Below are 14959 nucleotides of genomic sequence, written 5' to 3' on the forward strand. Positions count from 1 at the left end.
ATTTAATTAATAACTTTATCCTCCAAAATACCAATCAACTCCTTTTTTAAATCCATTAGTGAAGCCTAAGTATTTTTCCTTAAATTTATCCCATGTGTTTTGACCTAATTCTTTAAATGTGCTGCTAGAATCCAAAATTTCTTTTCCTTCTTCAAAAGTCCATGCTTGAGCCTCTGCGTCTTCTTGAAGTTGTTTTTGTAGTTCTTGTGAGCTTATGCAATCGTAACTAAACGATGACAGGCCTGCTATTCCAGGGATGTTTCCGGATAAACCAGCTTGGATTTTTTCTGTATTTGGAGTTAAAGCCTCTTTTGGTTGGGTTGCAGCTTCTAAATAAGATGCTAGACTTCGAGCAAAACCATGAGCGCACGTTTTAATTTCTGACCACTTATCTAATACCAAAGAAAAGCTTGCGGTTGACCATACTGAAACTTCTACTCCCATCCAAAAACCTGTTAAGAAGTCGTTTATGGCTGCGATGTCTTCGCCTAAGATGAGTTCTGTTGCCCCTCTTTCTCCTGTATCTAAAAAGGACCATACTCGGTAGGTATCTGGATCAATTTCTAGCCAAGCTATTTTGGCTTTGTTTCCAAAGATTAGGGGGTTGTTCGGAAAAAGTACTATGTTTTTACAATTTTTCATGTGATGCCAAACAGTATATGGATACCCTGTGTTTTTTAAATTGGTTGCAAAAGTGTCCATGTCTTCTGGAGAAATAGGGATTAGTTTGGTATTCTTAGGAAATTTTGAAAATAGAATAAAGGCATTAATTCCTTTACCTTTAGGTAAAGCCTTGGCTTCTAAGAAACTATAATAAAATCCTGCTAAGCTGTTAAAGGTTTTTTGTTTATTTTCTGGTCCTCTTAGCTTTGGATAAGGCCAAAGTAGATCTAAACTAGTTAAGTATTTTTTAGATTTAGATGTAGGTAGTACCTGAAATGTTGTTATGAGTATTCTTGGTGTTTTTAAGCGAACTGCTTTTAAGCCAAGTTTAGCTGTTAATTTTTGTTCATAAGTAGTTTGTGCTCCTACAAATCTGGCTAATATTCCTCTACCAAGCCATTTTAGACTAGAAATAGTATCTGGATTTTTTGCTTTTTTATATGCTGTGCTCCATATAGAGTTTGTTTGTTTTAATTTAGACAATGGTAAATCAGGCATATTAATTCCTATTACAAAGAAAAATTCTGTAGGCCATTGTTTAGGTTTTAGCTCTCTTATAGTTTCCAATGTATCTGTTGGAGTATATATTTTTAAGCGAATCCTTTTAGGTTCGTATTTTGTTAATTCTAATTTTTCTTCGCCTATTTTTCGCCCTTCTGGAGTGTCTAGAATAGCAAAGATAACTTTTCCGCTGGTTGGGTTCATTGTTTCAGCAAATCCCAAGTCTAGTGCATCTGTGCTGGCTGAGGAAAGGGATATTTTTTGAGATAAAAGGGTGATGGATTCTAGATGTTCTTCATTTTTTGCCGCCAAAGCATCAGTGAGCATTGCGCTTACTTGGTTTTGGCTAGAAGAAAGGGGTTTTGCTTCAATAATTACTTCTATAGATACGCTTGGGAAGCTTGAAGTATATTCATTTATATTTTTTATAAAAGATTTTAATTCCTGTTTTTCTTTAAACCAAGGGAAAATAAGAAAGTGTCTTTTCCCTAAATCATCTTCATAAGCTAGGGCAGGAAGTTCATATAAATCTACGTTTTGGTTTTTATATAGTTTTTTAATAGCTTGTTTTCCTTTATCATTTAAAGCTACTACTAACCTAGAAACTTCTAAACCTTGTTTGCTTAAAATCTTTTCTGCCATAAAAGCTATTTCATTCTCTGTACACCATCCTTGAGTAAATACTGCTTGAGGGGAATAAACTACTTTCCAGGCGCGCCAATTTGAAGGGATAATTTTTATTTGCTTAATGGCTTTTTTAAGGTCTGTAATGGTTTTAATATTTTCCCATGTTTTCCCTCCTGCTTGGATGAGAGAAGGAGGAGAGATTGGAAGTCCTGTGGGCTTAGTCCCATCTAAGGTAGTGGCTGCGGTTTTAATACTACCAGGTTTGACAAAGCCTTGAGCTTTCCTGATTTGGGTTAATTTAGCAAGGACTGTTGCAAGTTCTTGAGTAAAAGTATCATCTGTTTCATATTTAGATACTTTGGTTAATAAGTTTGAAAAGGGGAATTTTTTGGGGGATGTTAAGGGATAATTTAATTTTTTAAAAATCTTAGAAACAAGTACAAAATCAGAAAATTTAGTTTTTTCTGGCAAGGTAAAGAAAACAAAGTATCTTCTTGATTGCCCATTTAAGACGATTGTTTCCCAACTTACAGTGGTTAAGAAATTTTTTATATCATAAGATATATCTCCTGAAGGGATGTCTATTATATTTCGACCAAAATTACCTAACCCTTTTCTTTTTATATAAGAAGATTCGATTTGAGAAACAAGTTTTTTAAGACGTGCTCGCGCAGTTTGAGTAAATTTAAGCCCTATGAAAGATGATAAAGCAGTAGCAGAGTCATCTGGTTTGTCTTTTAAGGTAATATCAACAATAATCTGTTTAGCATTTATTTTATAGATATTATTTATACTTAAGTTAATACCATCACCTTCAACAGTAGTAAGAGGTTGCTGGGCTTTGAGGTTAGTTTTTTTAAGAGGTAATGTTACATTTCCTCCTTTTAAATCTACTAACAGAGAACAAGGATTGTTCTTAAGTGCTTTTGGTATTTCAAAGACCAGTCTTAGTTTGTTATAAGATCCAGGAGTAATTAGTCTGGAATGATAAAATCCTAAAGGAATGCGTTGAGTTATTGGGTGTAGCTTAAATATAAAGGGTCCGTATTCTGTGTTAATAGATAGAAAGAAGCGTTTTTTAGGATTAATAGCTAAATGAGCCTGTACTTTTGATTGTAAAGATAACTCTACTATCCTATAGACATTTTTTTCCTCTGGCCTATATTCAAAAAGCTGAGCAGTATCTTTGAGAGCATCAGCCGTTAGAGTAAAGGTGTCAGATAATTTTGTTTTTACTTTTTTCGGGAGTTTAGTAATTTCTTGATGTTTTATTTTGAGAATGCCACTAATAGGTAAATCAATATGTCCATAGGCAGTATCATAAAGATGTAAAGCACTTTGTTCCATGAAATCATTAGGCACAATAAAAATCAATGTCCCTTTGATTGGTTGATTTGGTTTTAGGTATATTTCATTTTCTGAAGGCAAAATTAAAGGTGTTTGGGCTAAATAAGTAGCATCTGAAAGGGGAAAACTGGTTTTATTGTTCCAGGAAAGAAAAAAGTGCATTTTAGCGTCAGGTATGAGATAATCTGGAATTTTTTCTTCTATACGTGCATTTTTAGTAGAGCCTCCACTTATCCAGCTAGCAGGATGAGCAGAACCATCTGGATAAACAATCACTTTTTGAGGTTTTAAAATATTTTTTAACTCTAAGGTAAGAGCGAGAAATCTTCCTCTTGGAGGAGTAATCCCTCTAAATTTTGACATAAATACTGCTTCTTTGAGCTTAATTTCTACAGCCTTGTTTTTGGCTACTATATTTAAGGGGATTCTTTTTAAAATTTGTACTTGTTTTCCAATAATATCATCACCAGTAATTAGATTACTTATTTCTCCTCCATACGGTCTTAATTTTTCTCCTTTTTTCCAAAATACTACTTCAGGATTTTGGGTTTTTTTAGAGGTTGTTGGAAGTTGTAAATTGGATATTGTAGCTGCTGAATAAATGCTGCTGCGTCCAAATTTGTCTCTACTTTTAAATACAACTCTTAAGAGGTGAGAAGCTTCTTCTTTAGATTGAAATGTGCTTGCCAAATTTTCTAGAGCAGTTTTCAATTTTTCTGGAGTTGGAGCTAATACTGCTTTGCCTCCTGTTAACTTGGCAGCTTTTTTAAAAACATGGTTTTTATCTTGATCTATCATGCCTACAAAAAGAGATTTGACCCCATCATCTTTGAGTTTTTGAAGGAAAAGATCGAGCTTGTCCCTCTCGTGTTCTTCTACATCCAAAGCTTCATCTGTAATATAGACAAGGTAACGATTGTTGCTAGGAACGGAATGTAAAAACACATAAGCACATTTTATTGAGTGTAAAATATTTGTTGCCGAGAGAGGTTTCATCTCTGAAATTGCTCGGAGCAAAGCTAACTTATTATCTGTAAGTACTTGCTTTACCTCAACATTGTTGCTGAAGATAAAAAGTTGAACTAAGAAATTGTTTGGTAGTTTTTGAATAAAATCGTGTAGTATTTGACGAACTTTTTCTAAACGTGTTTCCATTGAACCGCTATTATCTACTACTAAAGCTAAAACTGGCTTGGTGCTTAAAATTCCTTGCTTAGGACGTTTATAACAAATTTTCCATTGATGACCTAAATTGCTTTGAATTCTGGCAAATACCTTAGCTAGAGCTTTGGTATTGGAAGCTGAATAATAGGCTCCACCACTTAAGGACGCCAGTCTAGAAAGAGTAGAGGTATCGGGTTTTTTGCCAAATCCAATAGTAAAAATAGGGATATTATGTTTTTTTACTTCAGCAAAAACTTGTTTTTGGGTAGCCCTACTTCCAGGGCCAGAGTCATTCCAATTGGAATCCTTTCCATCAGTAAATAAGATAAGAGTAGGTCTGTTTGCTTTTTCAAGGAGCGTCAGGCCTTGTATTACAGCATCATAAAGAGCTGTAGCTCCATTAGCTTTTATTTTTTTAAGAGCTTTTAAAATTTTTTGTGGATTGCCAGAAGCAATTGTTTTTGGTTGAGTATCAAAATCTATTAATGTAATTTTAGAGTTTTTAGGCAATCCTTGTAAGAATTTTGCTGTAGCTTGCAGAGCTTTTTTCATAGTTTTTTTCATAGATCCAGAAGAATCGAGCAATATCACTATCTCAGGTGGAGTTTTGAGGCGTTCAATGGATAAAGTCTTTCCTGCCAAACCTGCTTCATAGATTGTAATATCTTTTGGCTTAGGAAGAATTTTTTGTTTTTTTACATTTAAGAGAGAAATATTTACATATCCATTTTCTTGTTTAGCTCCAAAATTTAATATTTCTAAGCGAACATTATCGTCTCGGCTAAATAATCGAGCAATAGAAGCAGGCCAATTTACTTCAGTTAAGTAACCGGGAAAAACAGGGATAAGGTGGGTTTCTAAATGACTTACTTCTTCATCTTGAAAAGGAAGAACTTTAAGTTTCCAATACCCTGGTGCGAGCCAAAATACTACATCTCCGTTAGGAGTTAAATCTCCTTCTAAATTATCGTCTGTTATGGCAGAGTGTAAATATTCTGCACCTTTTTCGGCTATTGCTTTTGCTCTGCCATAGGGAACATTTTTTAAAAAAATGCCACCTATTTTATCTCCATTGGGAATAGGACTTAATTTCCCTTCTTTGCAAAGAGAAATTTTAATATTTAAAGGTAGAGACCCACTATACTTTGAAATAGACCATAATTGTCGGCCTGCTACTAGCGGTAAATCATAAAGTATATGGCGAAGACTTTCTTCAGATTTTAATACTTTATTATAAGAAACTTTTTTAACCAGTTTTTTATTTTTGAAATAAGCTTCAGCTTCTACTTTAATCTCTGCTTTTTTAGGTATTTCTATACTTAGGGATAAATAAGCATCTTTAGGATAATCAAGATAAAAGAAAAATTTATCTTCAGAAGATAAATTTATATCTAATGTATCATTATTTAAAGATATGATATATTGTTTTAATATTAAAATCTGATTTTCATCATTATTAAATCGAATATAAATTTTTCCTTCAGGAATTTTTTTTGTTGCTTCTAATTTTTCAGAAGTTTTTGTTAATATGCTTAATCCATTGTTTTTTAAAATCGGAATAAGCTTATCAAGAGGGGAAAGTTTTTGTTTTTTGCATATCCAAGCGTTTCCATAAATATTAGTATTTTGAAAAATAAAATAATTCTGAGATTGTTTTATTTCGCCTTTACATAGTTGCAGTTCATTCCATAAGTTTTGTAGTGGTAAGTTTTGAGCCAAAGTATTAGCAGGAAATAGAAATATACTGATATAAATAATAAGTATAAGCCATTTTCTCATCATCTCCCCCGCTTTAAAGGTTTAACGATGTTTAAATAAAAAATTTTTTTGTTGTCAAACATAAAATAGCAATATAATAAGATATTCTAAAATTTGTTTTTGAGGATTACGAATTAGATGCATCTATAATTTAGTTTTTGTAAAAGAAAAGGTAATATGGTTTGATGATTTTTTATGGAATAGGTATGGACTTTTCTCTAAAGGTGAAATTGTATAATGCAAAAGGATTTTGATAAAATAGAGTACTGTAAAATTATTTTAGTTGTTGGTCCTAGTGGGGCTGGCAAGGATACCCTTATAAGGTATGCTAAGAAAAAATTTTCTGCAGATAAAAATATTATTTTTTTAAAACGTTATATTACCAGAAAGTCAGATGAGTACGAGGATAATTATTATATTTCTTCTAAAGAATTCTATATTTTAAAACAACAAAATTTTTTCTTTACTACTTGGGAAGCATATAATTATCAGTATGGAATAAGTTTCAATAATGTTGAGCTTAATGGAAAAAAAATTGTAATCTCCATTTCCAGGACTAAGGTTAATGATTTTGAGAAAAAGTTTAAAAATGTATTAACTCTTTTTATTACAGCAAGTCCTGAGTCTTTAAGAAAGAGATTAAAAAAACGCCATCGGGATAGTTTTTGGGAAAATAGGCTTGAAAGGCAACTTTTACCTTTTAATGCTAAGAGGTTGGTTAAAATAATTAATGAAGATATTGAGCTTGCCAAAAAACAATTTATTAATGCGATTAAATTTTTTTAATCCGTATTTGCATTTGCTGGAATTTTTAGTGTCACTTAAGAACAAAATAGGAACATTATTGTTTTTGTAAATAGTATAGACACAATTTTACTTAAAGGATATAAAAAAATAAATTTTAGAGGTTAATGTAAAAAAGGGGAGTTATATGTTGCGAAAAGTCGTTAAAGTAAATAAAAATACATATACTATCCAACTCCCAGATGAATATCTTAATCAAGAAGTAGAAATAGTTATTCAGCCATTGGGTGGAAGTGAATTTTTTGATCTTTCTAAGCTCACTTCAGGATTGTTGGCAGATAAAAATATAGAACCTATAAAATGGCAAATGAAGATGAGAAATGAGTGGAAATAGTAAACGTTTTTTAATTGATTCTAATATTTTTATTTATCATTTCAAAGGAAATGAAGAAGCTACTAATTTTTTATTAGCTTATGTAAAGGAAAGCTGTCTTTCTATTATTACCTATATGGAAATTTTATCGTTAGAGCTTTCTCCTTATGAATGTAATTTAATAAAACGATATTTAGAAAATTTTCAAATAATATATACAGATTTTACTATAGCAAGGCAAGTTGTCTTTAATAAAGAGTTTGAGAAGACATATCAATCTATCTTTAATCCAAGATTAAAGAAAATAAGACTACCTGACAACATTGTTCTGTCTACTGCACAGGTATATAACTTGACCCTTGTAACAAGTAATATTGATGATTTTAGAAAATTTAATGTAGATTTATTAAATCCTCTTTCTTCTCATAATAAAGAGAATTATTTTTTTAAAGATTTAAAAAGGCAGCATAAAAGAACAACTGCATTAGTTTAATTGAAGATTTTGTAGTTCTTGTTTAATTTTATCTAATTGATTCTGTTTTATTCCTTGTTTTTTAAGTTTTGATTCAATCTCTTTTTTTATTTCTTTTAATTCTCCTAAATTTTTAAATGTTAATCCTAAGTTGGGTAGGATTTTTTTAATAATTTCATTAGTAATTTTTTCTATCACTTGAGTAGGTGTTTGATTTTTACCCCCTAAGTTAGTGAGATGGATTTTATCTATAACAACAATTCGTTTTTGTTGTAATTTGGGTATATAAATTTCTACTTTTGCATTTTTAATGATAAAATTTTTTATAAATACACTTTTTGGGTCCTTATCTCCCTCCGTAGTTTTATTTTTTCTGTTTTCTGTATTGGATATTTTTTCTTGAGATGTGTTTTTCTTAGAAATTTTTTGTTGAAAACTCTGAATGTTTGATGTTGCGCCTTGTATCTCATAGCTAATATATGGAGATTCTATTAAAATTTTATTTATAATAATTTCATTTTTTAGTATTGATGCTGGTTGTAAGTCAATATAGAACTTTTTCACTTTAAACAAATATGGTAATTTTGAATTTTTAGGATTACTAAGAGCAAAGTTATACAAAATACCTTTTCCTGAAAAAATAGATATATCTACTTTATCTAAATACACTTTTGTATGTGTTATTTTAGGGCCTATTGTTTTTACTCCCTCTAAAATAATAGTATTTAACATAAAATATATTCCCACCATTGCAGCAATTAAAATAGCAATAATAGAACTTAGAATAATAATGAATTTCTTCATAGCGAGATCCTTTTTTAGATTTTAGATATTTTTTTTGAAGCTATCCTAAAAAATTATAAAATCCAAGATTTTTTTAAAAATTTTATGTCAGGGGTTTAAACAGGTTAATTTTTATAAAATGTCAAATTTGGATAACGATATTGTAACATTACTTATTTAACCATTTTTTACATATTTTGATAAGAGGAGGATATAAGTATGAGTAAAAAATGGTTTAAAGGAAAAAATTTTTTTATTTTATTTTTTATTTTTTGTTTTGTTTTTACAACACTCTCTATTGTAGAAGCAAAGAGGGTAAAATATATTTTTTTGTTTATTGGAGATGGAATGGCTTTTCCGCAAAGAGTGGCTGCTGAGCAATATTTAGGTAAGAAGCTTTTAATGAACACATTTCCTGCTCAAGGGATGACTACAACTTATGCAGCTAACAGATTTATTACTGGTTCTGCTGCTGCAGCCACTGCTTTAGCTTGTGGAATAAAGACCAATATAGGAATGATAGGTATAACTCCAGATGGGAGGATAGTGAAAAGCATTGCTGAGATGGCTAAAGAAAAGGGTATGAAAGTTGGTATTATTTCCTCTGTATCTCTTGATCATGCTACACCTGCTGGTTTTTATGCACATGTAAAAAAACGTAATCAATATTATGATATTGCTGTGCAACTGGCAAAAAGTAATTTTGATTTTTTTGGTGGTGGAGGACTTAAAGATACATTAAATAAGAAGAAAAATAGTGTTAATTTTCAAGGTGATGCTTTGAAAATAATAAGAGATAGTGGTTATCAAATTATAAAAGACAAACAGATGTTTTTAAAATTAAAAAAAGGAAATGGTAAGGTTGTAGTAATAAATCCATGGCTTCAAGATGCTGCTGCAGAACCTTATAGTATTGACCAAACAGATAAAGATATTTCTCTTGCTGAGCTTACAGAAAAAGCCATTGAAATATTAGATAATCGTCATGGTTTTTTTATAATGGTTGAAGGTGGTAAAATAGATTGGGCTTGTCATGCCAACGATGCTGTAACTGCCATTAAAGATACTATTGCTTTAGATGAGGCTATAAAGGTTGCTTATAATTTTTATAAACAACATCCAAAAGATACCTTAATTGTTGTTACAGGGGATCATGAAACAGGTGGTTTAACTTTAGGTTTTGCAGGCACTAAATATGCTACGTACTTTGATATTTTGCATAGGCAAAATCTTTCTTTTAGACGTTTTACAGATGAGTTTGTTAAAAAAATGAAAACAAGTAAAAAATTTACCTTTGAAGATGTAATGCCACTTATTAGCAAATATTTTGGTTTGCAATTTACAGGGTCAGCAGACAATCCCCTTCTTTTAAAACCTTACGAGGTTGTAGAGTTAGTAAATGCCTTTGCCATGACTATGAAAAATAATATAGATGAACATGATCCAGCTACTTATTTGCTTTATGGTGGATATGATCCACTTACTGTTACAATTACTCATATTCTAAATAACAAAGCAGGAATTGGTTGGACATCTTATAAACATACAGCAGTTCCTGTACCTACTTCTGCTATAGGCGTAAATGCAGGTATATTTAATGGGTACTATGATAATACAGATATTGCTAAAAAGATTATGCGCTGTCTCGGTATAAAGCCAAAAGTTTATTTTGTAGAGAAACAAGGTGAAAAGATTAAATTGGTAGCTAACTGGTAATCTTTAAAAAGGGGTAGGAACTTACTTCTACCCCAATTATGTATATTATGCAAAATATTATGCAAAAAAATGAGATAATTATTTCTATTATTTTTATTTTAATTAGTATTATTTTGTTTTTTATCCCAAATAAATACGAAAAACGTATTGATAATACTTCAATACGTTGTAAAGGTGTTATTTTAAGTATAGATAATACAGATATACATCAACAAGGACTAATTAAGGTAGGAACACAGGAAGTAAAATTAAAGATATTAAGCGGAAAATTTAAGGGTAAAATATTTTCTGCAACTAACCAGTTAATGGGTTATTTGGATCGAGACAAAATTTTTGAAGTAGGTGATGAGGTCTTGGTTGTATTATCCCTTAATAGCAAGGGAGAGGTTGTTTTTGTTCATCCGCAAGATATTTATAGGTTAGATTTAGAGTGGAAATTATTTTTGAGTTTTCTTTTTATAATTATTTTTTTTGGAGGTTGGACTGGTACAAGGGCATTAATTTCTTTTATTTTTACAGCGTTGGTACTTTGGAAGATATTGATTCCTTTGGCTTTAGATGGAATTAATCCCTTACTAATTGCTTTAGTTGTTGTATGTATTTTAACCACTAGTATAATTTTTCTAGTGGCAGGTTTAAATAAAAAGGCAATTGTGGCGCTTATTGGTTCGTTGCTTGGTATAATAATTACTTGTTTACTGGCTATTTATACTACATATCAAGCTAAGATACATGGGGCGGTTATGCCATTTTCTGAGCCTTTATTATATGCAGGTTTTGGGTATTTAAATTTAACAGCCATTTACATAGGCTCTATTTTTTTAGCCGCTTCAGGAGCGGTCATGGATATTGCCATGGATATTTCTGCAAGTATGAGTGAAGTGTTGCTTAGAAGGCCGGATATCTCGCGTATTCAACTGGCATGGTCTGGGGTAAGAGTAGGACGAGCAGTTTTGGGTACGATGGTTACTACTTTGCTTTTGGCTTATTGTGGAGGTTATATCAGTCTTTTGATGTTTTTTATGGCTCAAGGCATTCCCGTAGGAAATATGTTTAACTTGGTTTATGTAGCTGCTGAGGTTATTAAAACTTTGTCTGGTAGCTTTGGATTAGTTCTAACTGCTCCTTTTACTGCTTTTATAGGCGCTTGGATATTGAAACCATAATGCTATCTCTTTGACATAAGGTTGTCATTTATTGGAATTATTTGTTTTTATCCTCTCCTCCTAATATATAGAGGAAACTTTGCGCTAACGCACTCTTTGAAATGAAGAGTGCGTTTTTTCTTTTTAGATTGTAACTGAAAATATATTTTTTGACTGGCGTTTTATTTAAGAGTGTTTTAAGTCAAAAAAGACATGTTTCTGGGAGGTATAAGAATGGAAAGAAATATTTATTTAAATATGGTTAGTATTGAAGAGGCTATAAAAAAGATCAAATCTTTATTATTAGGTAAAAAGAATATTTTGGGATCAGAAGTGATTCCCACAGATAAGGCCTTATATAGGGTTTTAAGCAGACCTGTATTTGCTTGTTATTCCTCTCCTACTTTTCATGCAGCAGCAATGGATGGGATAGCGGTGCATTCAAATGATACGTTTGGAGCACGGGAAGGAAATCCTAAGATTTTAATAAGAGATAGAGATTTTATCGAGATAAATACAGGAAATCCCCTGCCAGAGGGATTTGATGCTGTAATTATGATAGAAGATGTAGTATTTTTAGATGAGAACACAGTTAGTATAGAAAAACCAGCATTTCCTTGGCAGCATGTGCGGCGTATTGGGGAAGACATTGTTGCTACTGAGCTTATTTTCCCTGCAGGACATAAAATAAGTCCCTATGATTTAGGTACACTTTTAAGTGCAGGTATTTTTGAAGTGGAAGTAAGGGAAAAGTTGAAGGTTGGTATTGTGCCTACAGGAGATGAGGTTTTGGACTTTACCTTAAAGCCGAATCCCAAAGCAGGAGAAGTAATAGAGAGTAATTCTCAAGTCTTGGCTAGTTTATTAGAGGATTGGGACTGCGAGCCTGTACGTATACCTCCTGTGGGAGATGATTTTGATCTTTTAGTAAAAAAGACCCAAGCTCTTTTAGAGGAAGTGCATATTTTGGTTATAGGAGCAGGTTCTTCTGCAGGAAGCAAGGATTTTACTAAAAAAGTTATGCAAGCACTAGGTGAAGTGGTGGTGCATGGCATTAAAGCAATGCCAGGTAAGCCGTCACTTTTAGGAATTAGTAGAGAAGGCAAGTTAATAGTAGGCGCTCCAGGTTATCCTGTGAGTGCTGTTATTTGTTTTGAATATTTACTTCGGCCACTTATTTATTGGTTAAGAGGAGAAAATTTGGATGATTTTGAAACCATAAATACAGTATTAACCCGTCCTCTTCCTTCAAAGCTTGGAATGCGGGAATTTATACGAGTAGGGATAGGTAAGGTAGGTGGGCGTTATGTATCCATTCCTTTACCCAGAGGAGCAGGCATGATTACTACTCTTAGCAGAGCCACAGGTTTAATTTCTATAGATGAAAATAGTGAGGGGTTCTCCGAAGGAGAGGTTGTTAGCACAAGAGTGCTTAGGCCCAAAAGAGAGATTGAGAATGCGCTTGTGGTTATTGGTAGCCATGATAATCTGTTAGATTTATTGAAAAACGAGCTAATGTCCTTAGGTGAGCCAGTATTTTTGTTTTCTGCGCATGTTGGTAGTTTAGGAGGTCTTAAAGCTATAAAAAATAAATATGCTCATTTTGCAGGAACGCACCTTTTTGATCCCGCAACAGAGGATTATAATTTTCCTTTTATTGAGAAGATTTTACCTGAAGAAGATACTGTTTTAGTTAATTTAGCTATTCGAAAGCAAGGGCTTATAGTTGCTAAAGGCAATCCTAAAAATATTAGGACATTGGAAGATTTAGTAAGAGATGATGTTGTTTTTATTAATAGGCAAAGAGGCGCAGGCACAAGAATTTTATTAGATTATTATTTAAATAAATTGAAAATTAAGCCAACTCAGATAAAAGGATATGACCAGGAAGAATTTACCCATATGGCTGTAGCTGTAAATGTTTTAACAGGTACTGCTGACTGTGGTCTTGGGATAATGGCTGCAGCTAAGGCTTTGAACTTAGATTTTATTCCTTTAGTTGATGAACGTTATGATTTGCTTATAAGGCGAGAGACTTTGAATGAGCCAGCCATACAAAAGGTACTAGAAATTATTTCTAGCGTCACATTTCGTCAAAAGGCCGAATCCCTGGGTGGATATGATTTGAAGTTCAGCGGAGAGATAATGCAACCAAAAAAATGATTTCAGAAAAAACGATTGTGGCGCCTAAAAAATCTCCATTGGCGCCACGATGTTTTCTGGCAAGGAATAAAAGGTAAAAACTCCATATTAGAAGCCCTAAAAAGGCCAAAGTATAAGTTAAAATATCAAATATTATAGTTATAATAAGAGCTGAAAGAATAAGGTTTAAGAGTACTTTTTGGAAAGAAATAGAAGAAAAAAATATTTTTCCCATACCTTTTTTAGCCCATTTTTTTAATGTCCATGCTGTAAAGATAAGGTTGCCTCTGCTAAAAACACAAAGTCCTACAATGGCCCAAAAGGAATGAATGTTTTTCAAAAGTATCCACATACTTAAAATGCCAAGAATAAGTCCTGTTACGCCAAATACTCCTATTCTGCTGTCTTTTAAGATATTAAAAAAATTTTCTTTTTGTGTATTGCTTCCTATGCCATCTAAAAGATCAGCAAATCCATCCCAATGAAAACAGCGGGTAAGAGATACAAGTAATACTAAACTAAGAAGAGCTTGAAGGTCAGGTTTGAGTGGAAAAATAAAGGGTAACCCAGCTATACTGCCTAATATAAGTCCTAGGGGGACCATATAGAACCAAGTTTTAGCCATCTCTTCTTCAGAGGCGATTTTTTCTGTTTTAACAAGAACTGTAAAAAATGAAAGAGTAAGGGAGAAATCGTTAAAAACGGTTTGTATTTTTTTGGTGAAAAAATTAGAAATAGATTTCAATAGATTCTCCCACAGTTAAATTTAATTTTTTAGCGAGATTGTCTTGATTTAAGCACAGTTCAACAAAGCCATGACTACCTGGCAATATTCCTACTTCATTGGGTGCTAGTTGAGAGTAAGTTTGGACTACTTTTAGAGGAAAAGATCTAAATGTTCCTTTTTGTTCTAATTTAGGGCTCCATTTTTTATTTTCGAGGTTTAGTATAACATTTCCAAATTTATCTATATAACAAATAGTAGCGGTTATTTTGTCTTTAGAACAACAGGCTGGCAGTATTTTTAAACTAATTAAATCGCTTAAATTGAATTTTTCCCACCAAGAAGAAGGACAGGAGTCAGTTATTATTTTTGCTGCTATAGGCGCAAAGATGTCTCGGCCATGGAAGGTAGTGCTTGCATTAACAAAATGATTTGTGTTTAATTTAAAAATTGTGGATATATTTTTTTTCCATATAAAAAAGCTAAGCAAACCATTATTGGGGACTAAAAAAGAATATTTTGATGTTTTAGCAAGAATGATTTCTCGCTCACTTCCCACGCCAGGATCAATGATGCCTACAAATAACGTATTAGCAGGAAAATAATGATAAGAAGTATATAAGACAAAACTAGCAGATAAGATATCAAAAGAAGGTATTTGGTGAGATATGTCTATTATTTGTATGTTCGGGGCATAAGACACTAAAGTTGCTTTAACTTCTGCTACATAAGGGTCTTTTAGACCAAAGTCAGTTAATAAAGCTATTAAGTAAGACATAACGTCTAGAAAAAAGTCTTTT

10 protein-coding genes are annotated in these 14959 nt (G+C 32.2%); 6 read left to right on the forward strand and 4 right to left on the reverse strand.

Annotated features, from left to right (window positions below; all coding sequences use genetic code 11):
- Positions 1-15: 15 nt before the first annotated feature.
- Positions 16-6084 (reverse strand): vWA domain-containing protein, encoded by a 6069-nt coding sequence (locus BLP60_RS06790; RefSeq protein WP_092065355.1) that lies wholly within the window; start codon positions 6082-6084, stop codon positions 16-18.
- 213 nt (positions 6085-6297) lie between these two features.
- On the opposite strand from BLP60_RS06790, the gene BLP60_RS06795 reads away from it, so the two are divergent.
- From BLP60_RS06795 to BLP60_RS06805, 3 genes are all read left to right on the forward strand, one after another.
- Positions 6298-6846 carry an AAA family ATPase gene (locus BLP60_RS06795; RefSeq protein WP_092065357.1) on the forward strand — a complete coding sequence of 183 codons (549 nt, stop codon included), beginning with the start codon at positions 6298-6300 and terminating at the stop codon, positions 6844-6846.
- A gap of 145 nt (positions 6847-6991) precedes the next feature.
- The gene (locus BLP60_RS06800; protein ID WP_092065359.1) at positions 6992-7198 is read left to right on the forward strand and encodes a hypothetical protein; all 207 of its coding nucleotides are present in this window, start codon (positions 6992-6994) and stop codon (positions 7196-7198) included.
- A complete protein-coding gene (locus BLP60_RS06805) occupies positions 7185-7670 on the forward strand; it encodes a type II toxin-antitoxin system VapC family toxin (RefSeq protein WP_092065361.1) in 486 nt (161 codons plus the stop codon). Before BLP60_RS06800 ends, BLP60_RS06805 begins: the two co-directional genes overlap by 14 nt.
- Here BLP60_RS06805 and BLP60_RS06810 read toward each other — a convergent pair.
- On the reverse strand, positions 7662-8453 hold the full coding sequence (locus BLP60_RS06810) for an AsmA family protein (RefSeq protein ID WP_092065363.1): 792 nt from the start codon (positions 8451-8453) through the stop codon (positions 7662-7664). The genes BLP60_RS06805 and BLP60_RS06810 overlap by 9 nt on opposite strands.
- A 198-nt stretch (positions 8454-8651) precedes the next feature.
- Here BLP60_RS06810 and BLP60_RS06815 point away from each other — a divergent pair, with 198 nt between their 5' ends.
- The 3 genes from BLP60_RS06815 (at position 8652) to BLP60_RS06825 (ending at position 13456) form a co-directional block, all read left to right on the forward strand.
- Complete coding sequence (locus BLP60_RS06815; RefSeq protein WP_092065365.1) at positions 8652-10148, forward strand: alkaline phosphatase; 1497 nt, start codon at positions 8652-8654, stop codon at positions 10146-10148.
- A gap of 59 nt (positions 10149-10207) precedes the next feature.
- A complete protein-coding gene (locus tag BLP60_RS06820) occupies positions 10208-11314 on the forward strand; it encodes a YibE/F family protein (RefSeq protein ID WP_234970969.1) in 1107 nt (368 codons plus the stop codon).
- A gap of 213 nt (positions 11315-11527) precedes the next feature.
- Positions 11528-13456 carry a molybdopterin biosynthesis protein gene (locus tag BLP60_RS06825; protein ID WP_092065368.1) on the forward strand — a complete coding sequence of 643 codons (1929 nt, stop codon included), beginning with the start codon at positions 11528-11530 and terminating at the stop codon, positions 13454-13456.
- On the opposite strand, the gene BLP60_RS06830 is transcribed toward BLP60_RS06825, so the two are convergent.
- Together BLP60_RS06830 and BLP60_RS06835 are read right to left on the reverse strand one after the other, a co-directional pair.
- Positions 13425-14180, reverse strand: coding sequence for an adenosylcobinamide-GDP ribazoletransferase (locus tag BLP60_RS06830; RefSeq protein ID WP_159427704.1), 756 nt, complete (start codon positions 14178-14180; stop codon positions 13425-13427). The two genes, BLP60_RS06825 and BLP60_RS06830, sit on opposite strands and share 32 nt — an antisense overlap.
- Complete coding sequence (locus tag BLP60_RS06835) at positions 14164-14937, reverse strand: SAM hydrolase/SAM-dependent halogenase family protein (RefSeq protein ID WP_092065372.1); 774 nt, start codon at positions 14935-14937, stop codon at positions 14164-14166. The genes BLP60_RS06830 and BLP60_RS06835 overlap by 17 nt, the downstream gene beginning before the upstream one ends.
- Positions 14938-14959: the final 22 nt, after the last annotated feature.

The organism is Desulfonauticus submarinus, from assembly GCF_900104045.1.
In the GTDB taxonomy this organism is placed as follows: domain Bacteria; phylum Desulfobacterota; class Desulfovibrionia; order Desulfovibrionales; family Desulfonatronovibrionaceae; genus Desulfonauticus; species Desulfonauticus submarinus.